Here is a 25,256-nt window from a genome sequence, read left to right on the forward strand (position 1 = left end):
AACGGTCACCCTCACCCGGCGTCGGGGGTGCCGGCGAGCCGGCCAAGTCCGGTGAGTGCCCCGCCGGGCCGTCCCGGCGAGCCAGCCCAGGAAGCTGGCGGGGACCGGGCGACGGCGCCCGTGTCCGCCGCCGAGCAGCCGCCCGCGCTGGCCGGGGGCCGATCACCCGAGGCTGGCCGGGACGACTGGTCGGACCCGCCGGCCGAGCCCGGCCTTACGCCGGCGGCCGATCGGCCCACGTCGCCACCGGAGGACTGGTCCGGCCCGAGTTGGGGGGACGAGTGGGCGTCCTCGCAGGTCAGCGGCGAGTCATCGCCGGCTGGCCGACGGGCGCGGATGGAACCGGACGGGTGGGACGAACCGGAACCGCCCGGCCGGCGGTTCCGGAGCGGAACTGCGCGGGATGCAGCCGGGAAGCGGCGGGAGTCCTCCGGCCGCCGGTTCCGTCCGGACCCTGACGCGACCGAGGCCGGCGAGGGGCGCCAGCCGAGCACGGAGCGTCCCGCCTGGGCCGTCGAGCCGCAGCGGGCCTACGAGCCGGTCCGGGCCGAGCCGGCCTCGACGTTCCCCATCGAGCCGGGCCATCGCTCCGGCATCCGGCCGAAGCGCCAGCCCGGCACCGAGCCGGCCCACCAGCCGTCGGATCCTGCCGCAGCCTGGGTACCGGAGCAGCCGGCCGGGTCGGCGGAGGTGGACCCGCCGTCCGCCACGTCCGCTCGCGGCGGCCCCGGTGGTTGGGACCGCACCCCGCCCGAGCCCAATCCGACGAGTGCACCCCCCCACCCGGCTCGTCGATCCGCCCCCGAACCGGCAGCGACGGCGTCGTTGGGTGACGCCGACCGGCTACCGGAGTCGGTGTCCGCGATGCTGCCGCAGCGTGTCCCCGCCGAACCGGACGTGCCCGTTGTGCCGGAGCTGCCAGCTGCGGAGGCGCCCGCCAAGACGCCGGAACTCGCCCGTATCGCCACCCACCTCCGCCAGGTCGACGAGCCCGCTCCGCTGCGGGAACGTCCAGAGGGCTTCGACGTGGACGCCATTCTCGGTGCGGTTCGTGGTGTGGCAGGCGTCCGCGACGCGGCCCTGCGCCGTACCCAGTCCGGCGCGCACAGCCTTCGGTTGGACCTCGCCGACGGCGCCGACCCGGCCGAGGTGAGTCGGCACGTCGCCCGGCTCCTCCAGGAACGGATGGGTCTCGCCGCCGCCCCGCAGAACATGCCCGAGGAGCCCGCCGGTTCGGTGTCGTCCGCCCCCCGGCGGACGGACAGGCCGGCCCATGAGGAGCCGGCGGCGCGAGCCGGACGCTCTCCGGCTGGCCTGCCGTCGCGCACCGAGCGTCGGAACGCGGCCCTGTCGGAGCCGCCGCGTCGCCGGCGATACTCCGGCGGACCGCATCACGGCTGGGCCACCGTGGACGGGCCCGCGGTGGTGAGCGGGGCCGCCGATGGCCCGGCGACAGCCGAGACGTCGTACGGCGGGGGGCAGATCACCAACACCGAGCTGGCCCCGTCCCGCCCGCTTGACACAGGTGGCCGGCCCGGGCCTCGGGTGGTGCTTGACCATGTGCAGGTGAGCACCTTCGGACTCGACGCGACCGTGGAGGTGCGCCTACTCTCCGCCGGGTCACCCGCCGCCGGCTACGCGACCGGGCCGGCGGTGGACGGCTACGTGCTGCGGCTCTGCGCGACGGCGGCCGCCGCCGCAGTGGATGAACTGCTGCGGACGCCGGGGTCGCAGCCGGACCGGGGGCGTTGCTTCGTCGAGCACGCCACGTTGGTGCCACTGGGCAACTGCGAGGTCGCGACGGTCGTGGTGTTGCTGGTCTGCGACGGTTGGGTCGAGCAGCTCGCCGGCTCCGCGCTGGTCGCCGGTGACCCCCGTCAGGCGATGGTACGGGCCACCCTGGCTGCGGTGAACCGTCGCCTTGAGGCGCTGCTCGTCGACACCGGAAACGCCCGATAGCGCACCCGGTCCGGCGGCCTGTCCCTGATCGATGGGCTATTCCCGTTCCCGCAGTTCGGGCGACGTGTCCCCGCTCATGGCCGCCGCCCTGCCCGGCGAGCGACAATGGCGCGGTTCGCCACTGCCGATCCTCGGGGAGTTCACCGTGTCGCTGCCCCCGCTCGTCGAGCCCGCCGCCGAGCTGACCGTTGACGAGATCCGCCGCTACTCGCGCCACCTGATCATCCCGGATGTCGGGGTTGAGGGGCAGAAGCGGTTGAAGAACGCCCGGGTGCTCTGTGTCGGCGCCGGCGGCCTCGGTTCTCCGGCGCTGATGTACCTCGCCGCCGCCGGGGTGGGCACGCTCGGCATCGTCGACTTCGACACCGTCGACGAGTCCAACCTCCAACGTCAGATCATCCACGGCGTCTCCGACGTTGGCCGCGCCAAGGCGGAATCAGCCTCCGCCAGCATCCGTGAGATCAACCCGTTGGTCGAGGTAAAGATCCACAACACCGCGTTGGACCGGGACAACGTCAAGGAGATCTTCGCCCAGTACGACCTGATCGTGGACGGCACCGACAACTTCGCCACCCGGTACCTGGTCAACGACGCGGCGGTGCTGCTCGGCAAGCCGTACGTGTGGGGGTCCATCTACCGGTTCGACGGGCAGGCCTCGGTGTTCTGGGCCGAGCACGGTCCCTGCTACCGCTGCCTCTACCCGGAGCCTCCTCCGCCCGGCATGGTGCCCTCCTGCGCGGAGGGCGGCGTGCTCGGCGTGCTCTGCGCGTCGATCGGCTCGATTCAGGTGAACGAGGCGATCAAGCTCCTCGCCGGTGTCGGTGAGTCGCTGGTCGGCCGACTCATGGTCTACGACGCCCTGGAGATGAGCTACCGCAAGATCAAGGTGCGGAAGGATCCGAACTGCGCTCTCTGCGGCGAGAACCCCACGGTCACCGACCTGCTGGCCGACTACGAGGACTTCTGCGGTGCAGTGTCGACCGAGGCCCAGGAGGCCGTGGTGGACGCGACGGTCACCGCCGGCGAGCTGAAGGCGTGGCAGGACGCCGGCAAGGAGATCTTCCTGGTTGACGTGCGGGAGCCGGCCGAGTTCGAGATCGTCCGGATCCCGGGCTCCACGCTGATTCCCAAGGGAGACATCGTCTCCGGGCACGCGCTGGGGAAGCTCCCGCAGGACCGACAGATCGTGCTGCACTGCAAGTCCGGCGTCCGGTCCGCGGAGGCGCTCGCCGCGCTGAAGGCCGCCGGCTTCCGGGACGCGGTGCACCTCCAGGGGGGTGTCCTCTCCTGGATCAGGCAGGTCGATCCGTCGTTGCCCGCGTACTGACCAGGCCGGGGTTGGCCAGCGCGGGAACGCCCCGGTGCTCGACGTTGCGGCGAGCACCGGGGCGGCGGGTGGAGGATTCCCGGGAGCGGGATCGTATCTGCCCAGGTAGCGTGACCGCTGTGGTGGATATCGATGCCGCGATCGGCTACGTGGTGGCGCGCGGAGACGTGGTGGAGCGTGCCCGGCTCGGCCGACTGCGCACCGGTACGCCGCCGGCCGAGGAGGTGCTCGCCGTCGCCGAGGTTGGGCAGCTGCCGGAGGGCGGCTGGCCGGCGTACCTCGAGGGGGAGACAGCCTCCGTCGACGCGACCTGTTTCCGTCTCGGCGAGCTCGACGACCTCGGTGCCCTCGGCCGATCGGCGGCCCGGCGGGCGCTGGACTGGCTCGCCGCGCGCCAGCTGCCGGAGGGGGGCTGGGAGGAGGACGCCACGCTGGCCGACACCGCCCCCGAGTGGGCCCGGCCGGGTGCGCCGGAGGCAGGTTTCTACCTGACGGCGAGCGCGGCGTTCTGGCTCAGCGTCGCCGGCCTGGACGCCCGGGCGGCCGGGCCGTTGGACGCTCGGGTCGGCGGGGCCTACGCGGGCGTCGTGCACGGCGCCGCGCTCTCCCTCGCGGCCCGGCTGAACCCGGACGGGACCTGGCCATCCTTCCTCGCCGCCGGGTGGTTGAGCGCGGCGGTGCTGTTCCGGCAGGAGATGTATCAGGAGTCCGCCCGGATCCAGGTGGCGCTCGCCGAGCGGATCGGCGACATGGCTCCGGCCAACGTCGCCTGGCTGGGTGCGACGCTGCGCCGGGTCGGCGTGGACCCGCAGGACTGGGTCCTGGTGCGTGCCCGCCGTCGGCTCGCCGAGACCCAGCGCAGTGATGGGGGCTGGGAGAGCGAGGACGGGCACCAGTTCGATGTCCACGCGACGTTGACCGCGATCCGCGCCTGCCACTGACGGCCCGGCTCGGGCGTGGTCCCGGCGACGCCCGCCCGAATCTCGCCATCGGGATGCCGGGACACCGGGCTCGTGGGCCGGCGCCGGTCAGCGCAGCTGGCCGTCGCCGGTGACCACGTACTTCGTGCTGGTCAGCTCCGGCAACCCCATCGGCCCGCGGGCGTGTAGCTTCTGGGTGGAGATGCCGATTTCGGCACCAAAGCCGAACTCCCCACCGTCGGTGAACCGGGTGGAGGCGTTCACCATCACCGCCGCCGCGTCAACCCGGGCCACGAACTCGCGGGCGGCCGACTGGGAGTCGGTCACGATCGCCTCGGTGTGCCCCGTACCGTACCGCTGGATGTGCGCGACCGCCGCGTCCAGTGACTCGACGACGGCGACCGAGATGTCCGCCGACAGATATTCGGTGGCGTAGTCCTCGTCAGTCGCCGGCAGCACGGCCGTGGAGTGTCGAGCGACCTGCGGGCAGCCGTGTACGGTCACCCCGGCCGCGGCGAACGCGGCCAACGCCGGGGGCAGAACGGCGTCCGCGACTGCGGTGTGTACCAGCAGCGACTCGGCCGTGTTGCAGGTGGAGAGGCGCTGTGTCTTCGCGTTCAGGGCGATCGCGACGGCCTTTGACACGTCTGCGGCAGCATCAACATAGACGTGACAGTTGCCGACACCGGTCTCGATTACCGGGACGGTCGCCTCTTCGACAACCGTACGGATCAGTGCCGCACCGCCGCGCGGGATCAGGACGTCCACCAGGCCCCGGGCGCGCATCAGCTCCTTGACCGAGTCGCGTGTCGTGGCATCGAGGAGCTGTACCGAGTCCGCTGGCAGGCCCGTGCCGGCGACCGCGTCGCGCAACACCGAGACCAGCGCGACGTTCGACCGGGCGGCGGAGGAGGAGCCCCGCAGCAGCACCGCGTTTCCGGATTTCAGGCAGATGCCGGCCGCGTCAACGGTGACGTTCGGTCGCGCCTCGTAGATGATGCCCACCACCCCGAACGGCACCCGAATCTGCCGCAGCTGTAGCCCGTTGGGGAGGGTCGAACCCCGAACGACCTCGCCTGTCGGGTCGGGGAGCGCGGCCATCTGACGCAGTGCGTCGGCAATGTCGGCCACTCGCCCCGCGTCGAGGGCGAGCCGGTCCAGGATCGCCGTGCTCAGCCCCTCGTCGCGTCCGGCGGCGAGGTCCGCGCCGTTGGCGGCCAGGATCTCGGAGGTCCGCGCCACCAGCGCGTCGGCCATCGCGTGCAGCGCGGCATCCTTGTCAGCCCGCGTGGCGACCGCCAACGCGGCCGCCGCCGTCCGGGCCCGTTGCGCCTGTTCGACGACGCTCATCTGCACTCCTTGACATCTGGGGAAGGACTCGTGCCGGGGCGGAGCCCGGCCTTACAACAGCACCAGGTCATCGCAGTGGACGACCTCCCGCTCGTAGGCTGGGCCAAGGGCCGTGGCGAGCTCAGCGGTGGAGCGTCCGAGTAGACCGGGCAACTCCACCGCGTCGTAGTTGACCAGCCCGCGGGCCACCGGCACACCGTCGGTGTCGACCAGGTCAACCGGATCGCCTGCGGTGAAGGCGCCCCGCACCGCGGTGATCCCCGCGGGTAGCAGCGACTTGCGCCGGTCGACGACGGCCGCGACCGCGCCCGGGTCCAGCTGTAGCCGGCCGCGGGGTGAGGTGGCGTGCGCCAGCCAGAACAGCCGGGCGGTCGGCCGGCGTTGACTGGGATGGAAGAAGGTGCCGACCGGCTTCCCGTCCAGCGCCTCGGCCGCCTGGTCGGCAGAGGTCAGGATTACCGGGATGCCGAAGCCGGTGGCGATCCGGGCGGCCTCCACCTTGGTCACCATGCCCCCGGTGCCGACACCGGCCCGGCCGGCACCGCCGATCGCCACCCCGGACAGGTCCCGCTCGTCGCGGACCTCGGCGATCCGCGTCGATCCGGGGCGGGTTGGATCTCCGGTCCAAAGCGCGTCCACATCGGAGAGCAGAAGTAGTAGATCGGTGTCGACCAAGGCAGCCACCAGGGCAGCGAGCCGGTCATTGTCGCCGAACCGGATCTCCTCGGTGGCGACCGTGTCGTTTTCGTTGACGATCGGCACCGCGCCCAGGTCGAGTAGCTTGCGCAGGGTCCGGTACGCGTTGCGGTAGTGCGCCCGCCGGGTCATGTCGTCCACGGTGAGCAACACCTGACCGACGGTGCGTCGGTGCCGGGCGAAGGCGGCGGCGTACCGTCGGATCAGTAGCCCCTGGCCAACGCTGGCGGCGGCCTGCTGGGTGGCCAGGTCACGGGGGCGGCGGGTCAGCCCCAGCGGGGCCAGCCCCGCGGCGATCGCGCCGGAGGAGACCAGCACAACCTCCCGGCCCTGGGCGGCGAGGGTGCCGAGGGTGTCCACGAGCGCGTCGACCCGCCCGTCATCCAGGCCGCCGTCGGCCGTGGTCAACGAGGAAGAACCGATCTTGACGACCACCCGCCGGGCCGCCCTCACACTGTCGCGCACCTGCCCATTCTGCGGTGTCGGTTGGTCCACGCTCGGACCGGTTCCCATATCGTGGCGCCTCGTGGGACCCGAGGAGTACGTCGAGGCGGTGCTGGAACTGGTCGAGCGCATCCCGCCCGGCCGGGCGATGTCGTACGGGGCGGTGGCCGACGCGCTCGCCGAACGTTCGGGTCGGGCGTCGCCCCGGCTGGTCGGATCGATCCTGGCGCGCCACGGCGGCGGTGTGCCCTGGCATCGCGTCGTGACCTCGGCTGGTCGGCTGCCGCCCGGGCATGAACTCTCGGCGCGGGCCCGGCTGCTCGCCGAGGGGACGCCGCTGTGTGGCGATCGGGTGGACCTGCGGGCGGCGGGCTGGTCGCCGGCGAGAGGGATGTGACCGTCACCATATATGAGTAATATTCGTCGCCATGGACGCGCCGCCGGCTGGAACCGGTCCACCTGCTGCTGGCTTCACCGCTGACCGGGCGCCGGCCGGCGGCCCTGCCGGTCCGTCCGTAGCCGAGGCGCTGCCCCGCCGAGTGCACCTGGGGTACGCCACCGGGTCGCTGGCCACCGGGGCCTTCGGCACCGTGCCCGGGCTGCTTCTGCTGCCCTACCTGACCGACACGCTGGGCGTGACGGCGGGTATCGCCGCCCTGCTCGTGCTGCTGCCGAAAGCGTGGGACGTACTGGTCAATCCAGTCGCCGGCCGGATCTCCGACCGCACCCGGTCCCGGTGGGGAGCGCGTCGCCCGTACCTCCTGGGCGCCGGAGTCGCGCTTGCCCTCTTCTTCGCCCTGATCTTCGCAGCGCCGTTCGGTACCGGGGCGGCGGCCGGCGGCTACGTGGCGCTGGCCTTCCTGGCCACCGCGACCGCGTTCGCCTTCTTCCAGGTTCCGTACGTGGCGATGCCGGCCGAGCTGACCACCGGCTACACCGAGCGCACCCGGTTGATGACCTGGCGGATCGCGGTGCTGGCGCTGGCCATCCTGGTCTCCGGCGCGGTGGCCCCGCTGGTGCGGGACGCGGGCGGCGGCGGTATTTCCGGGCACCGCTGGATGGGGCTCTTCGTCGCCGGCCTGATCCTGCTCGGCGCGGTCGGGGCGTTCGTGGGCACCCGGTCCGCCCCGGTCGGCATCGTGCAGGAGAGCGAGCCGTCGTTGCGGGCCCAACTCGCAGTAGCCGGACGTAACCGGGCTTTCCGGGCGCTCCTGGCCTGCTTTGTGATCCAGTCCGCCGGGGTGGCGACGATCCTGGCCGGGGTGAACTACTTCGCCACCCAGATCCTGCGCAATCCGGAGACCGGGCCCACCGTCCTGTTCGCCTGCTTCGTCGGGCCGGCGCTGTTGGTCATGCCGGTGTGGAGCCGGATCGGGCAGCGGTTCGGCAAGCTCACCGGGCTGATCGCCGCCGCGCTCCTCTTCGCCGCCGGTGCGCTGGCCCTGGTCGCCGCCGAGCTGCTCCCCGCCGTCGGTATCTACCTGCTGGTCGCGCTGGTCGGCGTCGGGTACGCCGGCCAGCAGGTCTTCGCTCTCGCCATGTTGCCCGACTGCATCGCCTACGACGAGGCCCGTACCGGCCGACGGCAGGCAGGTGTGTTCACCGGAGTGTGGACCGCCGGGGAGACGTTCGGGTTGGCGCTGGGACCGGGCATCTTCGGTCTGGTGCTCCAGCTCTCCGGCTACCTCTCGTCGGACACCGGAGCCGCCGCGACCCAGCCGGAGTCCGCCCGGCTCGGCATCCTCCTCGGCTTCACCGTCCTCCCCGCCGTGATGGTCGGTGCCGCCACCCTTCTGCTGCGCCCCTACTCCCTTACCTCCGCCGATCTCGGCACCGTCATGGAGGAGCTGTCTTCCCGCGAAACTGGACACTCGGCGGGGAGTACGGTCACCGAAAACCACGGAAAGGGCACCACTGGATGATCGACGAAGAGGGGCTGCCCGCCCACGGGCTGCCGGCGGAACGCGTTCTGGACGGAATCCGGGCACTGCGTAGCGGGGACCGGCCCACCCATGGCGGGCGACTGTTCGCGTACGTCTACGACCCGGCGGTCCCCGGGCTGGATGAGCTGACCGCCGCCGCGCACGCGGAGAGCGCCCACGTCAACGGGCTCGACCCGACGGCCTTTCCGTCTCTGCTCGCGATGGAGAACGCGTTGGTCGGTGCCGCCGCCCAGCTACTCGGTGGTGGCCCCGGAACCACCGCGCCGGACGTGGTGGGCTCGGTCACCAGCGGGGGCACGGAGTCGCTGATCCTGGCGGTGAAGGCGGCCCGGGACGCCCATCCCGAGATCACCGAACCCCGGATCGTGATGCCGGTAACCGCCCACGCCGCGTTCGTGAAGGCCGGCCACTACCTTCGAGTGGCCGTGGACATGGTGCCGGTGTCGGCGGAGACCCTGCGCCCCGACCCGGCCGCCATGGCCGCCGCGATCCGCCCCGAAACCGTGCTGGTCGTCGCCTCCGCTCCGGGATACGCGCACGGGGTCATCGACCCGGTCACCGAGATCGCGGCGGTCGCCGCCGACGCCGGGGTGCGCTGCCACGTGGACGCCTGCTTCGGCGGCTGGGCCCTGCCCTGGCTACGCCGCCTCGGCGAACCGGTGCCGGCGTTCGACTTCGCCGTACCCGGTGTCACCTCGATCTCGGTTGACCTGCACAAGTACGCGTACACCCCGAAGGGCGTGTCAATCCTGCTGCACCGGGACCCGGAGCTGCGGAAGACGCAGTACTTCGCGCACGCCGACTGGCCCGGCTACACAATGATCAATTCGGTGATCGCCTCCACCCGGTCCGGCGGGCCGATCGCCGCGGCCTACGCGACCCTGCGTCACCTGGGTGAGGACGGCTACCTACGGCTGGCGGCGGTGACCCGGGACGCGATGAACGAGCTGGCGGACGTCATCCGGGCCGCTGGCGGCCTGCGGCTCGTGGCCGAGCCCGAGTCGACCGTGATCTGCTTCACCGTGACCGATCCGGAGCTGGACCTCTTCGTGCTCGTGGACGAACTGGCCGCGCGGGGCTGGCACACCCAACCGCAGCTCGCCTACGCCGGCTTGCCGCGCACCGTGCATCTGACATTGACCGCGTCAGTGGCGCCGGTGGTGGGCAAGTTTGGCCCCGACCTGGCCGACGCTGTCGCGGCGACCCGGGCGGCCGGGCCGGTCAAGCTCCCCGCGGAACTGCTCGCCCTCGCCCGATCACTGACCCCGGAAGGGCTGACCCCGGACCTGGTCGCCGGCCTGGCCGCCGGGCTTGGTCTCGGTCTGGGCGAGGCGGCGGACGCCGGGGCCGAGCCGGTGCCGGCCCGGATGGCCGTGGTGAACACCCTGCTCGAAGAGGTGCCGGCGGCGCTACAGGAGCGTCTGCTCGTGGAGTTCGTCGGCCTGCTGCAACGACCCACCTGGTCCCGCGACTGACGCCACCGGACGGCACAGCCGGGCCACGCCCGGCGCAACCGGATCGACACCGGCCCGGTTGCGCCGGGCGCCGCTGCGGGCGCTGTGGTTGACTGTCGTACCGGGAACGGATGAGGGAGGCTCGAGGTGCAGGTGCCGGCTGTGCTGGGCGAGCCGATCCGATTCGTGCTGAACTGGGGCCGGCGCTACTCGCTCTGGGTCTTCAACTTCGGCCTCGCCTGCTGCGCCATCGAGTTCATCGCCACCAGCATGAGCCGGCACGACTTCATGCGCCTCGGGGTGATCCCGTTCGCGCACGGTCCCCGACAAGCCGACCTCATGGTGGTCTCGGGCACGGTCACCGACAAGATGGCTCCCGCCATCAAGCGGCTCTACGACCAGATGCCGGAGCCGAAGTACGTGATCTCCTTCGGTGCCTGCTCGAACTGCGGCGGGCCGTACTGGGACTCGTACTCGGTCACCAAGGGCGTCGACCAGCTCATCCCGGTTGACGTGTACGTTCCGGGCTGCCCACCCCGGCCGGAGGCGCTGCTGCACGGCATCCTGCGGCTGCAGGAGAAGATCGCCGCGGAGGAGGCCGGCGTCGGCGGGGTCTCCCGCCCGGACGCCCTCGCCTCACCGGCCGACGCCCTCCCCCCGCGCGCCGCCGACTCGCTGACCGCCCCGCCAGTCCGTCCGCCCGACCCGTCCTGACCCGTTCCCTCTTTGGTCGTCCCCACTCAGGCGGTGAGGTCCAGGACCACCTTGATGGTCCCGTCGTTGACCTCGTACGCGGTTGTGAAGTCGGACATCGGTATCCGGTGGGTGATCAGGGCGTCCAGCCACGAGTGATCGGCCCGGGCCAGCGCCGCCGCGGCCTGTTCCCAGTGCCGGCGGTTGGAGTTGACCGACCCGATGACCACGGTGTTCTCCAACACGAGCGTTCGGTTCAGCGCCCCGGCGTCGAAGTCGATGGTCCGACCACCGGTGGACATGCCGGTCAGGCAGACGATGCCGGTCGGGCCAACCTTGCACATCGAGTCCAGCACCACCCTCGGGTCGCCAGTGCACTCCACCAGCACATCCGGCTGGAGGTCCACCTCGTTGACCGACTCGGTGTGGTACGTGGCACCGAGCGCTCGGACCAGGTCCGGCTTCGGCCCCGTCGTGTTTCGGTCCAGTACGTGCACGGTCAGTCCACGTTGGGTGGCGAGCAGCGCGGCGAGCAGGCCGATCGGCCCGGCACCGGTGATCAGGGTGGTCCGTGGGTCCCAGCGGGCGCGGTGGCCGACCCGCTCGATGTGTTCCCACGCCTTGGCGACGATGCTGGTGGGTTCCAGCAGCATCCCCACCCGGGCGAAGGCGGCACCGAGCGGCACCGCGAACCTCGGCTGCACCCGCCACCGTTCCCGCGCGAAGCCGGGGAGCCCTTTGATGCCGTGCTCGGTGAACAGCCCGTTGCGACACATGTCCCACTCGTCCACGGCGCAGTTCAGGCAGGGCACTGGGTCGGGATGCCGCACGATCGCGGCCACCAGGTCCCCGCGGTGCAGGGTGCCCGTCGGGTCCTCCAACACCCGGCCGAGCGACTCGTGCCCGATGACCAGCTGCTCCTGGCCGGGGGGTGCCTCGCCGAAATGGCCGGCGATAATGTCCTGGTCGGTCCCGCAGACCCCCACCGCCAGCGCCTCGACCAGGATCCCGCCCTCCTCGACAGCCGGCTCGGGCCAGTCCTCGACCAGGCAGAGCGAGCCGGGGATTCGGGGAGAAACCGTCACCGCGCGCATGATCCTCATCCTCGCCGAGGGTGGCGAGCGCCGGCGCCGAATGCCACCGGGGACCCCCGGTCGAGCCATCGGCCGGCCGGGGTGAGCCGCGGTCGAGCCATCGGCCGGTTGGCCGCACAGTGGAGAACGGCCGCCGCTGGGCACCGCACGCCGACCCCAGCGGTCATAGGATCGGCGACATGACTCTGGACGAGGTAGGCCAGCGGATGGCCGCGTTGCTCGCCCCGGTCGAGGTCACCACCTCGGTCTCCGGCGGTCAGGCGTACGCCCGAGCCACCGTTGACGTGCCCGCGGAGAGCTGGCACGACGCACTACGCGCGGCCCGGGACGACGATGAACTGGCCTGTGACTTCTTCGACTGGCTCTCTGCGGTGGACGAGTTGGCCGCCGGGTTCGACGTGGTGGTGCACCTGTGGTCCAGTACGCGTCGGCACGGGCTGCTGCTGCGCACCCGGGTGCCCCGCGCGGCACCGCGGGTCGCCTCGGTGGTCGACATCTATCCGGGTGCGGCATGGCACGAGCGCGAGACACACGAGATGTTCGGCATCGACTTCGCCGACCACGCCGGCCTGAAGCCGCTGCTGCTGCCCCCGGAGTTCGAGGGCCATCCGCTGCGTAAGGAGTTCGTCCTCGCCTCCCGGGTGGCCAAGCCCTGGCCGGGGGCGAAGGAGCCGGGTGAGGCCAAGGCTGGTGGCGGTCGTCGGCCGATGCGCCCGCCCGGCGTGCCGGCACCGGGGGAGTGGGGTCCGGCACCGACTGCCACGGAGAGTGGGGGGACGGCCTGATGCCGCTCTGGGTGGAGCTGCTGTTCCGGGTCGGTGGGGTGCTGGTCGCCTTCCTCACCCTCCCGCTCCTGGTCGGCCAGGCCGAGCACAAGATCATGGCGCACATGCAGGGCCGGCTGGGCCCGATGTACGCCGGTGCCTTCCACGGCTGGGCGCAACTGATCGCGGACGGCGTGAAGTTCGTGCAGAAGGAGGAGGTCACCCCGCGCGGGGCGGACCGTCCGGTGTTCCGGCTCGCCCCGGTGGTGGCCCTGGTGCCCTACCTGCTGGTGCTGCTGGTGATCCCGCTCGGGCCGGGTGATCTGGTCGCCCAACCGCTGGACATCGGACTCTTCTTCGTGCTTGCCGTGGTTGGTGTCGGCGTGGTCGCCGTGCTGATGTCGGCGTGGGCCTCGGCCAACAAGTACAGCCTCCTCGGCGGTCTGCGCGCCGCGGCCCAACTGCTCGGCTACGAACTGCCGTTCGTGCTTGCCGCCGCGTCGGTGGCGATGGCGGCCGGCACACTGAGCCTGCCGGGCATCGTCGAGGCGTGGCAGCCCTGGTGGCTGCTCTGGCAGGCCCCCGCGATGATTGTCTTCTTCGTGGCGGGGCTCGCCGAGATCCGGCGACCGCCGTTCGACATGCCGATCGCCGACTCGGAGCTGGTGTTCGGCTACCTGACCGAGTACACCGGCCTGCGCTTCGCGCTCTTTCTGCTCGCCGAGTACGTGGGGGTCGTGGTGATCGCCGCGCTCACCACCGTGCTGTTCCTCGGCGGCTGGCAGGGGCCGTTCGCGGACGCGCAGCTCGGCTGGCTCTGGACCCTGCTCAAGGTGGCCGCGGTCAGCTTCGTGATCATCTGGTTCCGGGTCAGCTACCCGCGCCTGCGTGCGGATCAGCTCCAGCGTCTCTGTTGGCTGGTGCTGGTCCCCGCCTCGCTGGCGCAGCTCGTCCTGACCGTCACCGTCCGCATGGCCCTGTAGCGCATGCCGTCCCTTAGCGTTGCGGCGTGACGCCTCGCAAGCTCGGCTACCTGTACGGTATCGGCGCGTACGTGCTCTGGGGTTTCTTCCCGCTCTACATGAGACTGCTCCGGCCGGCCAGCCCGCTGGAGATCCTGGCCCACCGGATCGTCTGGTCAGTGGTCTTCGTCGCGCTGGTACTGGCAGCAATGCGCAACCGCAGCTTCCTGCGAGCGCTGCTGCGCAGACCGCGTGCCCTGGCCGCGCTCGGCATCGCTGCCGCTCTGGTCGCCCTCAACTGGGGCACCTACATCTACGGGGTCAACTCCGAGCGGGTGGTGGAGACGTCCCTCGGATACTTCGTCAACCCGCTCGTCGTGGTGCTACTCGGAGTCTTCGTACTGCGGGAGCGGCTGCGCCCCGCGCAGTGGGCGGCGATAGGCGTGGGTGGGGCGGCGGTCGTGGTGCTGACCGTCGACTACGGCCGCCCACCGTACCTGGCGCTGGTCCTCTCGTTCACCTTCGCCGGGTACGGGCTGGTCAAGAAGCGCCTCGGCCTGCCCGCCGCCCAGGGCCTCTTCGTCGAGTCGGCAGTACTCGCCCTGCCCGCGCTCGCGTACCTGGCATGGCTTGGTGGCACCGGCGGGGCCACGTTCGGGGCGGTGTCGGCGGGACACACCGCCCTGTTGATCTCGGCCGGAGCAGCAACCGCGATTCCCCTGCTGATGTTCGCTGGTGCGGCCAACCGACTGCCGTTCACCAGCCTCGGGATGCTCCAGTATCTCGCCCCGATTCTCCAACTCGGCTGCGGCGTCATCATCTTCCGCGAGCCCATGCCTCCCGCTCGCCTGGCGGGCTTCGCCCTGGTCTGGCTCGCGCTTGCCGTCTTCACCGTCGATGCTGTCCGCGCCGCCCGCCGCCTCCCCCCTCCCTTAGCAGATGAAGTCCTGGCCGCGGTTCAACCCGGATCGGGTACTTCACCTCAGCAGGAGCGCAAGATTGTTTCAGGCTGAACTGTCAGCCCTGAGTAGCGACTGGTTCTGGGCCAGCTACCCACGCCTACGTGCGGATCCGCTCCAGCGTCTCTGTTGGCTGGTGCTGATCCCCGCGTCGCTGGCCCAGCTTGTCCTGACCGCTGCTGCAGATCGAGGCAGGTGTGGTCGCCGAACATGACGGGATCCTGCTGATCAGCGGCGAGGGCTTCGCTTCCACGCCGAGGTCCGGCCACCGACCTCGGCGACCTGGTCGATCTGTGGGCCAAGGCCGACCGCTGCTGTACCCCGTCCGCCGCATCGACACCGCTACCGGGCCGCAAGCCGGGATCGAAACACCACGTCATCGCTGACGCGGGGCGGCACGCTCGCTGCGAGCCTGACCCTTTACTCAGACTAGACCGGCGTCGTGGACCAGAAGCGCCACCTGGACCCGGTTATTGAGGTCCAGTTTCGCCAGCAGCCGCGACACGTACGCCTTGACCGTCGCCACACTCATGAACAGCTCCCCCGCAATCTCGGCGTTGCTGCGGCCCCGGCCAAGCGCGATCGCGACCTCCCGCTCCCGCTCACTCAACATGGCAAGACGCTCCTGCGCCCGCTGCCGGCGCGAATCAGCGCCAACGCCCCCGGTGACGTGCGCGACCAGTTGGCGGGTAACCGTCGGAGACAACATGGTCTCACCCACGGCCACCCGTCGGATGGCATGCACGATCTCAGCCGGTGCAGTGTCCTTGAGCAGAAACCCAGCCGCCCCAGCCCGCAACGCCCGCAGTACCTGCTCGTCAGCATCGAATGTCGTCAGCACCAACACTTCAGGCGCGTTGGGCTCAGACCGCAGCTTCTCCGTGGCCGCCAACCCATCGAGCCGCGGCATCCGGATGTCCATCAACACGACGTCCGGCGCGTACGCGGCCACGGCAGCAGGCACCTCGGCGCCATCGGTGGCCTCCCCCACGACCAGAAGGTCCGCCACACCGTCGATAATCATCGACAGCGCAGCCCGAACCAGCGGATCGTCGTCGACGATCAACACTCGAACCACACCAGCCAGTGCCCCACCACCCGCCGGCGAGCCGTTCGACCCCGCAGGGCCCGGCTCGCCGGACGGACTGGTCAGGCCGGCCATGGCAGCCACGCAGCGAGCCGGAAATGCCCACCCGCGTCCCGTCCGTACTCCAACCGCCCGCCTGCCAGACCGACCCGCTCGGCCACACCGACAAGCCCAGTCCCGGCACCGGGAATATCAGTACCAGAACGGGCCGCGGGGCTTCCCACGCCCTGCCCCGCTACGCCAACCGGCCAGGGGTTGCGGATCTCGACAGTGAGCCCGTCGCCCTGTCGCCCGGTGAGCCGCACGTCGACCACCACACCCGGGGCGTGCTTGCGGGCGTTGGTCAGCCCCTCCTGCACGATCCGGTACACGCTGCGCCCCACCCTGGGCGGCAGCTCCACCTGGTCGGCGACTTCCTCGACGAAACTCACCCGGACACCGGCGGCTCGAGACTCGCTGATCAGCGTCGGCACGTCGACGAGGGTGGGCTGAGGTCGTTCCGGTTCGGCGCCCTCCGCCACTCCGGTCTCCGCCCGGAGTACCCCGATCACCTCCCGCAGGTCCCGCAGGGCAGCGTGTGCGCTGCCCCGGATCACTCCGGCCGCCCTGGCAACCTCCTCGGGCGAGGCATCTGGACGGAATTCCAGTGCTCCAGCGTGCAGGCTGAGCAACGAGATGCGGTGCGCCAACACATCATGCATCTCCCGGGCGATGCGAGTACGTTCCAACTGTCGAGCCTGCGTCACTCGCAGCTGCTGCTCAGCCTCGGCCCGGTGCGCCCGCTCCCGCAGCGACACCACCAGCTGCCGACGTGCCCGGACGAACATGCCCCACGCCAGCACGGCCCCGAGGCACAACAGGATCCAACCCACGGTCAACCACAGCGACATCACCGGGTCGTGGCGTAGCCACAGATAGATCGGTATGGCGAGCAGGTGTACACCGAACATGCTGGCGGCGACCGGGAACGGCCGGTGCACGCTCACCGTGAACAGAATGATCAGCAGCGCCACGTCGCCACTGACCGTGAACAACGCCAGCGGCAGGCTGGCCAGCGCCAGACCCACCGGCCAGCGCCGACGGACCCAGAGAGCACCGCAGAGCACCAGGCTGGCCAGGAAGTCGACCTCGTTGAGCCAGCTCGGTCCGACGTTCATTGCCATCGCCGGCTCGGCCGACAGCGAATTGTCCCACGCCACCACCGCCCAGCCGAAGGCGGCCAGGAAGCAAAGGCTGTCGACGAACCAATCCCGCAGTGTCCGCCGGGCCCGGGCCGTGGGGGCCGTCAGAGTGCCCGGTAGGAGCCAGGAGTGTTCGGATACGGCGGCGCTGGTCACTGGTCAATCGTAGGGACCGGCCGGGGAGACCCGACAGCTACTAAAGTCGACGCCGGCCATGGCCCAAGGTCTACCCGACGGCAGTCGGCCGGCCGCAGCACACCGCCGGGTGGTTCCGGCAGTTTCGATGCCATGATCATGGTCGAACACCTCACCAAGCGGTACGGCCCGCACACAGTCGTCGACAACATCTCGTTCCACTGCGAGCCCGGCACTGTTACCGGCTTCCTCGGGCCGAACGGTGCCGGCAAGTCCACCACCATGCGGATGATCTGCGGTCTGACCCCGCCGACCGACGGCAGCGCAACGGTCGCCGGCCGGCCGTACCGGCAGCTACCCAATCCGGGGCGGGAGATCGGGGTGCTGCTCGACGCCTCGGCCCAACACTCGGGGCGCACCGGGCGGGAGACGCTGACCCTGGCCGCCACGACGATGGGTGTGGACCGTAGTCGGGTCGCCGAGGTGCTGGACCTGGTCGGATTGAACGCGGTCGCCGCCAGGCGGCGGGTCGGTGCATATTCATTGGGGATGCGGCAGCGGCTCGGCCTAGCGCTGGCGCTGCTCGGTGACCCCCGGGTGCTGATCCTCGACGAGCCGGCCAACGGCTTGGACCCAGAGGGCATCTACTGGATGCGCGGCCTGCTGCGCGACTTCGCCGACCGGGGTGGCACCGTGCTGCTGTCGTCGCACCTGCTGCGCGAGGTGGAGGCGGTCGCCGACCGGCTGCTGGTGGTCGGCGGCGGCCGGATTGTTGCCCAGGGCGGCAGGGACGAGCTGCTCGCCGACACGGGCACCCTGGTCCGGGCACGGGACTCGCTTGCCCTGCGGCTCACTCTGCAGCGGGCTGCACTGGACGCCACCGCCGACACCAATGGCGGCTTCGTCGTGCACGCCGATCCGGGCGTGGTGGGCCAGGCCGCCGCCGACGCCGGGGTGGTCCTCACCGAGCTGCGGCCCGCCGCCGGGGGCGGCCTCGAACAGCTCTTCCTCACCCTCACCGCGGGCGCGACCACGAAGGAGGCCGTCAAGTGACCCTGACCGCCGAGCCCACCACCGAGGCGGACTCCCGCGTCGCGGCCGTCAGGCCGTCCATAGCCCGACTGACCTCGATCGAGCTACGCAAGCTCACCGACACCAGGGCCGGCCGCTGGCTGCTGGCCACCATCGGGCTGATCGCGGTCGCCATCGCCGTGGTGCAGCTGTTCGTGCTGGACGACGCGGAGCAGACCTTCACCGGCTTTCTCGCTCCGTCGCTGCTCCCGGTGGGCCTGCTTTTGCCGGTGGTCGGCATCCTGTCAATCACCTCGGAGTGGACGCAGCGCACCGCGCTGACCACATACGCCCTGGTCCCACATCGGGAACGGGTGGTGCTGGCCAAACTCGCGGCGGTGGTACTGGCGGCACTCGCGTCAGTGCTGGTGAGCCTGGCCGTGGCCGCCGCCGGCACCCTCGCCGCCAAGGCCACCGGTGGCGCGGGAAGCTGGGACGGCGAGTGGGCGTTGGTACTACACGCGGCCGTGATCCAGTTGGTCAACGTACTGATGGGGGCCGCGTTTGGCCTGCTGCTGCTCAACACCCCGCTGGCGATCGTCGGCTATCTGCTGCTGCCGACGGTCTGGAGTATCCTCGCCGCGATGATCTCGGCGCTACAGGGCCCAGCCAACTGGCTCGACACCTCGGTCACCATGGAACCGCTCTTTGGCAATGAGATGACCGCCGGGCAGTGGGGCCGGCTGGCGGTCTCGGTACTGGTCTGGGTGGCCGTGCCCTTGGTCGCCGGCCTGCTGCGGACCCTGAGGCGGGAGGTTTCCTGAAGGGATCGCAGCGCATCGATTCCGCGAAGCGCGAGCCCGACCTGCGCGTCACTCATCACGTCTGCGGGATCGCAACCAGCGTCATATGACGGCGAACTGCCCCGCCCTCGGCCGCACAGCTGGGCGGGGCGGTTTCACCTCGCTCCGTCAGCGCAGTGGGGTGTGCGCGGGGTCGACCCGCTCGGCTGGTGGGGGCGGCGGTGGGGCGGTGCCGTCGCCGAAGGGGCGACCACCCAGCTCCCCCCGACCGTGCGGTGTCAGCCAGTTCGCCAGGTCCGGGCCGAGCGGGACGATCCCGGTCGGGTTGAGGTCCCCGTGCACCTCGTAGTAGTGCCGCTTGATGTGGTCGAAGTCGATGGTGTCGCCGAACCCGGGGGTCTGGAACAGGTCCCGGGCGTACGCCCAGAGCACCGGCATCTCGGTCAACTTGCTGCGGTTGCACTTGAAGTGGCCGTGGTAGACCGGGTCGAAGCGGACCAGCGTGGTGAACAGCCGTACGTCCGCCTCGGTGATTGTCTCCCCGACCAGGTAGCGGCGTTCGGCGAGCCGGTCGCTCAGCCAGTCCAGCCGGTCGAACAGCCGCCGGTACGCCCGGTCGTACGCCGACTGGCTGCCGGCGAAGCCACACCGGTAGACACCGTTGTTGACATCGGCGAAGACGACCCCGTTCACTTCGTCGATCTCATCCCGGAGCCGCTGCGGGTAGAGCTCCGGTGCCCCGTCGCGGTGGTACGCGGTCCACTGGGTGGACAGGTCGAGACTCATCTGCCCGAAGTCGTTGGTCACCACCTGCCCGGTCGGTACGTCGATGATCGCGGGGACCGTGATTCCGCGGTCGTAGCCGGGGAAGCGCGCGAAGTAGGCCTCCGCCAGCCGTTCGATGTCGAGCACCGGATCCCGCCCGCCGGGGTCGAGGTCGAAACTCCAGCTTCGCCGGTCGTGGGTCGGACCGGCGATCGCCATGGAGAGGACGCCCTCCAGCCCGAGTAGTCGTCGGACGATGACCAGCCGGTTCGCCCACGGGCAGGCGCGACTCACCGCGAGCCGGTACCGCCCCGGCTCCACCGGCCAGCCGTCCCCACCGTCGGCGGTGATCCGGGTGGCGATATAGCGCTGATCCCGGGTGAACTCACCGCCCGGCTCGACGTACCTTCCGCCAGTGCGGCGCAGTGCCGCCTCGCCGCTGTTCGCCGTCGCGCCCTCGGTCACGGCCGCCCCCTCCGGTTGTCGCGATGCGCCTACCAGCCATCATCGCCGCATCGGGCGGCGCGCGGAGCGTCGTGCCGGTAACCCGGCCGCGCCCCGCCTCGGGCCGACGGTCGCAGTCCGCCTCGGGCCGACGGTCGCAGTCCGCGCCGGGTGGTGGTCGCGCCCGCCCGGGGGCACAGGGCAGGATGGTCGGCATGACCGACCCCAGCGAGCGCAGCGACCCGGCGGACGGTGAGCGCGGCCTGCCCGGCGTGGGCCTGGTAAAGGGGCTCGCGGTCACGCTGAAGACGATGACCCGCCGCTCGGCCACCCAGCAGTACCCGGATGTCGCCCCGGCGCTGCCGCCGCGCTCGCGTGGCGTGATCGCGCTACTCGAGGAGAACTGCACGGTCTGCATGCTGTGTGCCCGCGAGTGTCCGGACTGGTGCATCTACATCGACTCGCACAAGGAGGAGGTGATGGTGCCCGGAGCGACCCGCTCCCGCCAGCGCAACGTGCTGGACCAGTTCGACATCGACTTCTCGCTCTGCATGTACTGCGGGATCTGCATCGAGGTATGCCCGTTCGACGCGCTCTACTGGTCCCCGGAGTTCGAGTACGCCGAGTACGACATCAAGGACCTTCTCCACGACAAGGAGCACCTGGGCGAGTGGATGGGCACCGTCCCGCCGCCGCCGGCGCACGACCCGAACGGCGAGCCGGCCAAGGAAGAGACCGCCGCCGCGCGTAAGGCCGCGATCCCGGCCAGCCCCACCGACCGCCCGTCCGCCCCACCGCCCCGCCCCGGCGCCCGACCAGCCGGAGGCGCCGCCACCGGGGAAGGCCCGACCCCGTGACCGCCGCGGACGCGCTGCTGCTCGCCCTGGGCGCGCTGGCGGTCGGTTCCGGCGCCCTGGCGGTGGCCACCCGCCACCTGGTCCGGGCCGGCCTCTACCTGGTGGTCTGCCTCGCCGCAGTCGCCGGGATGTACCTGGTCCTCACCGCCGAGCTGGTCGCCTGGGTGCAGGTGCTGATCTATGTGGGGGCGGTGGTGGTGCTGCTGCTCTTCGCGGTGATGCTCACCCGTGCTCCGATCGGCGCCTCCACCGACCTGGACCGACCGGGCTGGCCGGCCGCCCTGATCGGCGGCGGCACCGGGCTCGGGCTGGCCGCGCTGCTGGTGGACGCGTACCGGTGGTCGTCGGTGCCACTGCCCACGGCGGGTAGTGCCGAACGGATCGGGGAGCAGATCTTCGGCAGCTGGGTGCTGCCCTTCGAGGTGCTCTCGGTGTTGCTGCTCGCCGCCCTGGTGGGGGCGATAATCCTGTCCCGTCCGGACATCGGACGGTCACCGATGGACCCGGCCGGGGTCAGCGCAGCGGACGAGGCCTCCGACGAGGGCCGGCGGTCCCGGTGAGGCCGGTCATCCCCTACGTCACCGCCGCACTGCTGTTCGGGCTCGGCACGTACGGGGTGCTGCGTCGACGCAACGCCGTCCTGGTGCTGATCGCGGTCGAGTTGATGCTGAACGCGGTGAACCTGATCCTGGTCACCGCCGACACCACGGTTCGCTCCCAGCTGCCGCACGGCGGCCAGGTCTTCGCGCTGTTCGTGATCGTGCTGGCCGCCGCCGAGGTGGGCGTCGGATTGGCCATCGTGCTGCAGCTCTACCGGCTGCGCGCCAGCGTGGCCGTGGACGAGGTGCCGTTGGCCGAGCCCCCGTCGCCGAACTCCCCGGCCGAGCCGTCAGCGCCGCCGCCCGCCGCGGCGGCCACCCCTGGGGAGGCAGACCGGTGACCGCACCCGTCCTGCTCGGCACGCTGCTGCCGGTCGTACCCCTGGTGACCGGCCTGCTCGGCCTCCTGTTGCCGCCGGCGTCCCCGGAAGCAGGTGCGGCGCGGCGGCGGGCCCGCCGGGCGGCGATCGCCTTCGGGACGACCGGCGCGGCCCTGTCGTTGCTCCTCGCGGTCGCCCTGCTGGCCATCCTGGACGCCCCGGCCGAGGCCACCCGGACCTGGATCGACTTCGGCGGCCTGACGGTCACCCTCGGCGTCCGGCTGGACTCGACGGTGGCGCTGGTGGCGGTCGCCGTCGCCGCGGTGGCCCTCGCGGTGCAGGTCTACTCGGTCGGCTACCTCCGGAGCGGCCCGCACGACGAGGTGGACGTCGACCACCGTTACCCGCCGTACGCGGCCCAGATCAGCCTCTTCACCGCCGCGATGCTGCTGGTGGTGGTCGCCGGAGACCTCATCCTGCTGCTGGTCGGCTGGGAGGTGATGGGCCTCTGCTCGTACCTCCTGATCGCCCATGAGCGGCGGCTGCCTGCGGCGCCCGCTGCCGCGATGAAGGCCTTCCTGGTCACCCGGGTGGGTGACGTCGGCTTCCTGCTCGGGATCGCACTGCTCGGCGTCTCCGCGGGCAGCTTCCGGATCGCCGACGTGCTCGGCCACGACCACGCCACCGGTCTGCTCACCGCCGCCTGCCTGCTGTTGCTCGCCGGGGTGGCCGGCAAGAGCGCCCAGTTCCCGCTGCACACCTGGCTGCCCGACGCGATGGCCGGCCCCACCCCGATCTCCGCCCTGATCCACGCGGCAACCATGGTGGCCGCCGGTGTCTACGTCGTTGCCCGGCTCTTCCCCCTCTTCGTGCAGGTGCCGGTCGCCCTGGCGGTGCTCGGCGTGCTGGCCTCGATCACCCTGCTGCTCGGCGCGTTCGCCGCCATCGCCCAGGACGACCTCAAACGGGTCCTCGCCTGGTCAACGGTCTCCCAGCTGGGCTACCTGACCGGCGCACTGGCCGTGGGCGCGCCCACGGCGGCCCTGTTCCACCTGCTCACCCACGCCGCCTTCAAGGCGCTGCTCTTCCTCGCCGCCGGGGCGGTGATCCACGCCGCCGGCACCGCGCTGATGTCCCAGCTCGGTGGTCTGCGTCGTACGATGCCGGTGACCTTCTGGTCCATGCTGATCGGCCTCGGCGCGTTGGCCGGGCTGCCGCCGCTGTCCGGCTTCTTCAGCAAGGACGCCGTGCTGTACGCCGCCGAGGAGGCCGCCCTGCACGGCGGCCCGGCGCCCACCTGGGTGGGCTGGTCGGTCTGGCTGGCCGGGTTGGCCGGCGTCACCCTCACCGCCGGGTACGCCACCCGGCTGCTGCTGCGCACCTTCTTCGGTGCCCCCCGCAGCCCGCTGCGTCAGCCGCACGACCCGCCCGCGGTGATGCGCTGGCCGGTGCTGCTGCTGACCGTCCCGGCGGCGCTGCTCGGTCTGGCCGGATTCTCCGGAGCCTTCGCCGGGTGGCTCGAACCGTCCTGGTCGGCCACCCGGGAGCGCCCAGCTGACCTGCTGCCCGTCGATCCGCTGGTGCACCTCGGCCCGACGGTGCTGCTGCCGCTCGGTCTGCTGGCACTCGGGGCGGGGCTCGCCTGGGCCCGCTGGCGGCGGGACCCGGGCGGTGACCCGGCCGCGCTGCTGGGCCGGCTGCGCCCGCTCTCTGCCCGCGCGTTCTGGCTCGACGACCTTCAGCACAGCCTGGTGGTACGCCCGGTCAGCAGGCTTGCCGCTGGCGCGCGTACCGCCGACGAGGTGGTGGTGGACGGTGCGGTCACCGGCAGTGGACGGGCCGCCTGGTGGCTCGGGGGCGGGCTGGCGGCGTGGCACCGCGCCACGCTGCCCCGGGCCGCAGCCGGTGTGCTGGCCGGCGCGCTGCTACTCGGGCTGGCGGCGGTGCTGATCGGAGGCGACGCATGAGCGGGGTCATGGGGCAGGTCCTGCTGGTCGCGGTGCTGGCGGTGCCGGCGGCCGGCGCGGCGGTCGTCGCCGCGCTCCGGCACGACCGAATCGCCCGCCTGGTCGGTACGGTGGCCGCCGGGCTGACCCTGCTCGCCGCGCTGCCGCTGGTCGCGGGCGGTGACGACGGCGGGGCGGGTTCCGACGCCAACCCCGCGGTACGCCCCTGGCATCAGGTGGACCTGCCCTGGGTGCCCGGCCTGGACCTGCGCTTCCACCTCGGCGTGGACGGCATCTCCTGGCCGCTGGTCGTGCTGACCGCGCTGCTGACCCTGCTCTGCTGCGGCTACACCCTGTGGAAGGTCCCCAGTGGGGGGAGCGGGCGGGCGCTGGTGGCGTTGCTGCTGGTGGTCGAGGTGGGCATCCTCGGCACCTTCCTCGCCCTCGACCTGGTGCTCTTCTTCGTCTTCTTCGAGGTCGTCCTCCTGCCGATGTACGCGATCATCGTCGGCTGGGGCGGGCCCGACCGGTACCGGGCGGCCCGCAAGTTCGCCCTCTACACCCTGCTCGGCTCGGTGCTGCTGCTGGTGGGCGTCATGGTGGTGGTGACCGCTGCCGGCACGGCGGACATCGTGGCGCTGACCGGCGGTACCGGGCTCTCCCGCGGGCCGCAGCTCGCTGCGTTCACCCTGCTGGCGCTCGCCTTCGCGGTGAAGAGCCCGCTCTGGCCGCTGCACTCCTGGCTGCCCGACGCACACACCCAGGCACCCACGGTGGGCAGCGTGATCCTCGCCGGGGTGCTGCTCAAGATGGGCACCTACGGGCTGATCCGGGTCGCGGTCGGCGTCGCCCCCGAGGGCGCCGAATGGGCCGCGCCGGTACTCGGCGTGCTCGCTGTCGCGGCGATCCTGGTCGGCTCCCTGGTGTGCCTGGCACAGACCGAGCTGAAGCGGCTGATCGCGTACTCCAGTGTGGGGCACATGGGCTTCGTGCTCCTCGGTGTCGCCACGCTCACCGGTACCGGGCTGCGGGCAGCGCTGATCGGCAACATCGCGCACGGGGTCATCACCGGCCTGCTGTTCTTCCTCGCCGGCGCCGTCAAGGACCGGGCGCACACCGGTGACCTGGCTGACCTGTCCGGGTTGCGGGAGACTGCGCCCCGGCTGGCCGGGCTGCTCGGCTTCGCCGCCGTCGCCTCGCTGGGCCTGCCCGGCCTGGCCGGCTTCTGGGGAGAGGCATTCGCCGTGATCGCCGCGGTCCGCGCCGGTGGTCCCCTCTGGCTGACCCTCGCCGCCCTGGCGGCGCTCGGCGGTGCGCTCACCGCCGCGTACCTCCTGCGGCTGCTTCGCCAGGTCACCCACGGCCCGGCCAGCTCGGCGGTGGCGCGGGTCGGGCCGGGGGTGGCGAGGGCGGAACTGCTGACCTGGGCGCCGCTGGTGTTGCTCACGCTCGCCGTGGGGCTGGCCCCGATCCTGGTCCTGGGCGTGGCCCAGGCACCGGTTGACGCCCTGCTGACGGGGCGCCCGTGAGCTGGGTGGAGGTA

Annotated in this window: 23 protein-coding genes; 17 read left to right on the top strand and 6 right to left on the bottom strand. The window is 71.6% G+C overall.

What is annotated here, in order from left to right; all coding sequences use genetic code 11:
• Positions 1 to 51 precede the first annotated feature (51 nt).
• From STROP_RS01925 to STROP_RS01935, 3 genes are all read left to right on the top strand, one after another.
• Positions 52 to 1,959, top strand: a complete 1,908-nt coding sequence (locus tag STROP_RS01925; RefSeq protein WP_026275735.1) for a hypothetical protein — start codon at positions 52 to 54, stop codon at positions 1,957 to 1,959.
• 76 nt (positions 1,960 to 2,035) lie between these two features.
• Positions 2,036 to 3,286, top strand: a complete 1,251-nt coding sequence (gene moeZ, locus STROP_RS01930) for an adenylyltransferase/sulfurtransferase MoeZ (protein ID WP_018830911.1) — start codon at positions 2,036 to 2,038, stop codon at positions 3,284 to 3,286.
• A 110-nt stretch (positions 3,287 to 3,396) separates the two neighbouring features.
• Positions 3,397 to 4,227, top strand: coding sequence for a prenyltransferase/squalene oxidase repeat-containing protein (locus STROP_RS01935; RefSeq protein ID WP_026275211.1), 831 nt, complete (start codon positions 3,397 to 3,399; stop codon positions 4,225 to 4,227).
• An 87-nt stretch (positions 4,228 to 4,314) separates the two neighbouring features.
• Here the strand turns inward: STROP_RS01935 and STROP_RS01940 are convergent, their stop codons facing one another.
• Positions 4,315 to 5,556, bottom strand: a complete 1,242-nt coding sequence (locus STROP_RS01940) for a glutamate-5-semialdehyde dehydrogenase (RefSeq protein WP_011904304.1) — start codon at positions 5,554 to 5,556, stop codon at positions 4,315 to 4,317.
• Between the two features lie 51 nt (positions 5,557 to 5,607).
• Positions 5,608 to 6,717 (bottom strand): glutamate 5-kinase, encoded by a 1,110-nt coding sequence (proB, locus tag STROP_RS01945; protein ID WP_026275210.1) that lies wholly within the window; start codon positions 6,715 to 6,717, stop codon positions 5,608 to 5,610.
• A gap of 61 nt (positions 6,718 to 6,778) precedes the next feature.
• On the opposite strand from proB, the gene STROP_RS01950 reads away from it, so the two are divergent.
• The 4 genes from STROP_RS01950 (at position 6,779) to STROP_RS01965 (ending at position 10,807) form a co-directional block, all read left to right on the top strand.
• Positions 6,779 to 7,093 (top strand): MGMT family protein, encoded by a 315-nt coding sequence (locus tag STROP_RS01950; protein WP_018830910.1) that lies wholly within the window; start codon positions 6,779 to 6,781, stop codon positions 7,091 to 7,093.
• 31 nt (positions 7,094 to 7,124) lie between these two features.
• On the top strand, positions 7,125 to 8,618 hold the full coding sequence (locus STROP_RS01955; protein WP_011904307.1) for an MFS transporter: 1,494 nt from the start codon (positions 7,125 to 7,127) through the stop codon (positions 8,616 to 8,618).
• Positions 8,615 to 10,114, top strand: a complete 1,500-nt coding sequence (locus STROP_RS01960; RefSeq protein ID WP_011904308.1) for a pyridoxal phosphate-dependent decarboxylase family protein — start codon at positions 8,615 to 8,617, stop codon at positions 10,112 to 10,114. Before STROP_RS01955 ends, STROP_RS01960 begins: the two co-directional genes overlap by 4 nt.
• Positions 10,115 to 10,240: 126 nt before the next feature.
• Positions 10,241 to 10,807, top strand: coding sequence for an NADH-quinone oxidoreductase subunit B (locus STROP_RS01965; protein ID WP_011904309.1), 567 nt, complete (start codon positions 10,241 to 10,243; stop codon positions 10,805 to 10,807).
• Between the two features lie 26 nt (positions 10,808 to 10,833).
• Here STROP_RS01965 and STROP_RS01970 read toward each other — a convergent pair whose 3' ends face one another.
• On the bottom strand, positions 10,834 to 11,880 hold the full coding sequence (locus STROP_RS01970) for a glucose 1-dehydrogenase (RefSeq protein WP_011904310.1): 1,047 nt from the start codon (positions 11,878 to 11,880) through the stop codon (positions 10,834 to 10,836).
• A gap of 179 nt (positions 11,881 to 12,059) precedes the next feature.
• On the opposite strand from STROP_RS01970, the gene STROP_RS01975 reads away from it, so the two are divergent.
• Genes STROP_RS01975 through rarD form a run of 3 tightly spaced genes read left to right on the top strand, consistent with a single transcriptional unit; the run spans position 12,060 to position 14,619 of the window.
• Positions 12,060 to 12,665 (top strand): NADH-quinone oxidoreductase subunit C, encoded by a 606-nt coding sequence (locus STROP_RS01975; RefSeq protein WP_011904311.1) that lies wholly within the window; start codon positions 12,060 to 12,062, stop codon positions 12,663 to 12,665.
• Complete coding sequence (locus tag STROP_RS01980) at positions 12,665 to 13,627, top strand: complex I subunit 1/NuoH family protein (RefSeq protein WP_011904312.1); 963 nt, start codon at positions 12,665 to 12,667, stop codon at positions 13,625 to 13,627. Before STROP_RS01975 ends, STROP_RS01980 begins: the two co-directional genes overlap by 1 nt.
• A gap of 26 nt (positions 13,628 to 13,653) precedes the next feature.
• Complete coding sequence (gene rarD, locus STROP_RS01985) at positions 13,654 to 14,619, top strand: EamA family transporter RarD (protein ID WP_011904313.1); 966 nt, start codon at positions 13,654 to 13,656, stop codon at positions 14,617 to 14,619.
• A gap of 370 nt (positions 14,620 to 14,989) precedes the next feature.
• Here the strand turns inward: rarD and STROP_RS01990 are convergent, their stop codons facing one another.
• Positions 14,990 to 15,736, bottom strand: coding sequence for a response regulator (locus tag STROP_RS01990; protein ID WP_018830905.1), 747 nt, complete (start codon positions 15,734 to 15,736; stop codon positions 14,990 to 14,992).
• Positions 15,715 to 16,989, bottom strand: a complete 1,275-nt coding sequence (locus tag STROP_RS01995) for a sensor histidine kinase (RefSeq protein WP_011904315.1) — start codon at positions 16,987 to 16,989, stop codon at positions 15,715 to 15,717. Before STROP_RS01995 ends, STROP_RS01990 begins: the two co-directional genes overlap by 22 nt.
• 132 nt (positions 16,990 to 17,121) lie before the next feature.
• Here STROP_RS01995 and STROP_RS02000 point away from each other — a divergent pair, with 132 nt between their 5' ends.
• Together STROP_RS02000 and STROP_RS02005 are read left to right on the top strand one after the other, a co-directional pair.
• Positions 17,122 to 18,021 carry an ABC transporter ATP-binding protein gene (locus STROP_RS02000; RefSeq protein WP_011904316.1) on the top strand — a complete coding sequence of 300 codons (900 nt, stop codon included), beginning with the start codon at positions 17,122 to 17,124 and terminating at the stop codon, positions 18,019 to 18,021.
• Positions 18,018 to 18,803, top strand: coding sequence for an ABC transporter permease subunit (locus tag STROP_RS02005; RefSeq protein WP_011904317.1), 786 nt, complete (start codon positions 18,018 to 18,020; stop codon positions 18,801 to 18,803). The genes STROP_RS02000 and STROP_RS02005 overlap by 4 nt, the downstream gene beginning before the upstream one ends.
• 147 nt (positions 18,804 to 18,950) lie before the next feature.
• Here STROP_RS02005 and STROP_RS02010 read toward each other — a convergent pair whose 3' ends face one another.
• Positions 18,951 to 20,012, bottom strand: a complete 1,062-nt coding sequence (locus STROP_RS02010) for a glutathione S-transferase family protein (RefSeq protein ID WP_011904318.1) — start codon at positions 20,010 to 20,012, stop codon at positions 18,951 to 18,953.
• 185 nt (positions 20,013 to 20,197) lie between these two features.
• Here STROP_RS02010 and STROP_RS02015 point away from each other — a divergent pair, with 185 nt between their 5' ends.
• From STROP_RS02015 to STROP_RS02035, 5 genes are read left to right on the top strand one after another with little or no spacing between them, the layout of a single operon-like run.
• Positions 20,198 to 20,848, top strand: a complete 651-nt coding sequence (locus tag STROP_RS02015; RefSeq protein WP_011904319.1) for a NuoI/complex I 23 kDa subunit family protein — start codon at positions 20,198 to 20,200, stop codon at positions 20,846 to 20,848.
• A complete protein-coding gene (locus STROP_RS02020; RefSeq protein WP_011904320.1) occupies positions 20,845 to 21,408 on the top strand; it encodes an NADH-quinone oxidoreductase subunit J family protein in 564 nt (187 codons plus the stop codon). The genes STROP_RS02015 and STROP_RS02020 overlap by 4 nt, the downstream gene beginning before the upstream one ends.
• Positions 21,405 to 21,788, top strand: coding sequence for an NADH-quinone oxidoreductase subunit NuoK (nuoK, locus tag STROP_RS02025; RefSeq protein WP_011904321.1), 384 nt, complete (start codon positions 21,405 to 21,407; stop codon positions 21,786 to 21,788). Before STROP_RS02020 ends, nuoK begins: the two co-directional genes overlap by 4 nt.
• Positions 21,785 to 23,734: an NADH-quinone oxidoreductase subunit 5 family protein gene (locus tag STROP_RS02030; protein ID WP_011904322.1), complete on the top strand. Its 1,950-nt coding sequence runs from the start codon at positions 21,785 to 21,787 to the stop codon at positions 23,732 to 23,734. Before nuoK ends, STROP_RS02030 begins: the two co-directional genes overlap by 4 nt.
• Entirely contained in the window at positions 23,731 to 25,242 is a 1,512-nt protein-coding gene (locus tag STROP_RS02035) for a complex I subunit 4 family protein (protein WP_011904323.1), read from the top strand. Before STROP_RS02030 ends, STROP_RS02035 begins: the two co-directional genes overlap by 4 nt.
• Positions 25,243 to 25,256 lie beyond the last annotated feature (14 nt).

The sequence above is a fragment of the Salinispora tropica CNB-440 genome (assembly GCF_000016425.1).
GTDB lineage: Bacteria > Actinomycetota > Actinomycetes > Mycobacteriales > Micromonosporaceae > Micromonospora > Micromonospora tropica.

Bases quoted from the DNA above. Each gene is read 5' to 3' on its own strand.
- moeZ (WP_018830911.1), top strand. From the start codon at position 2,036: ATGGCCGCCGCCCTGCCCGGCGAGCGACAATGGCGCGGTTCGCCACTG.
- STROP_RS01940 (WP_011904304.1), bottom strand. From the start codon at position 5,556: ATGAGCGTCGTCGAACAGGCGCAACGGGCCCGGACGGCGGCGGCCGCG.
- STROP_RS01955 (WP_011904307.1), top strand. From the start codon at position 7,125: ATGGACGCGCCGCCGGCTGGAACCGGTCCACCTGCTGCTGGCTTCACC.
- STROP_RS01960 (WP_011904308.1), top strand. From the start codon at position 8,615: ATGATCGACGAAGAGGGGCTGCCCGCCCACGGGCTGCCGGCGGAACGC.
- STROP_RS01970 (WP_011904310.1), bottom strand. From the start codon at position 11,880: ATGCGCGCGGTGACGGTTTCTCCCCGAATCCCCGGCTCGCTCTGCCTG.
- STROP_RS01975 (WP_011904311.1), top strand. From the start codon at position 12,060: ATGACTCTGGACGAGGTAGGCCAGCGGATGGCCGCGTTGCTCGCCCCG.
- STROP_RS01980 (WP_011904312.1), top strand. From the start codon at position 12,665: ATGCCGCTCTGGGTGGAGCTGCTGTTCCGGGTCGGTGGGGTGCTGGTC.
- STROP_RS02000 (WP_011904316.1), top strand. From the start codon at position 17,122: ATGATCATGGTCGAACACCTCACCAAGCGGTACGGCCCGCACACAGTC.
- STROP_RS02015 (WP_011904319.1), top strand. From the start codon at position 20,198: ATGGTCGGCATGACCGACCCCAGCGAGCGCAGCGACCCGGCGGACGGT.
- STROP_RS02035 (WP_011904323.1), top strand. From the start codon at position 23,731: ATGAGCGGGGTCATGGGGCAGGTCCTGCTGGTCGCGGTGCTGGCGGTG.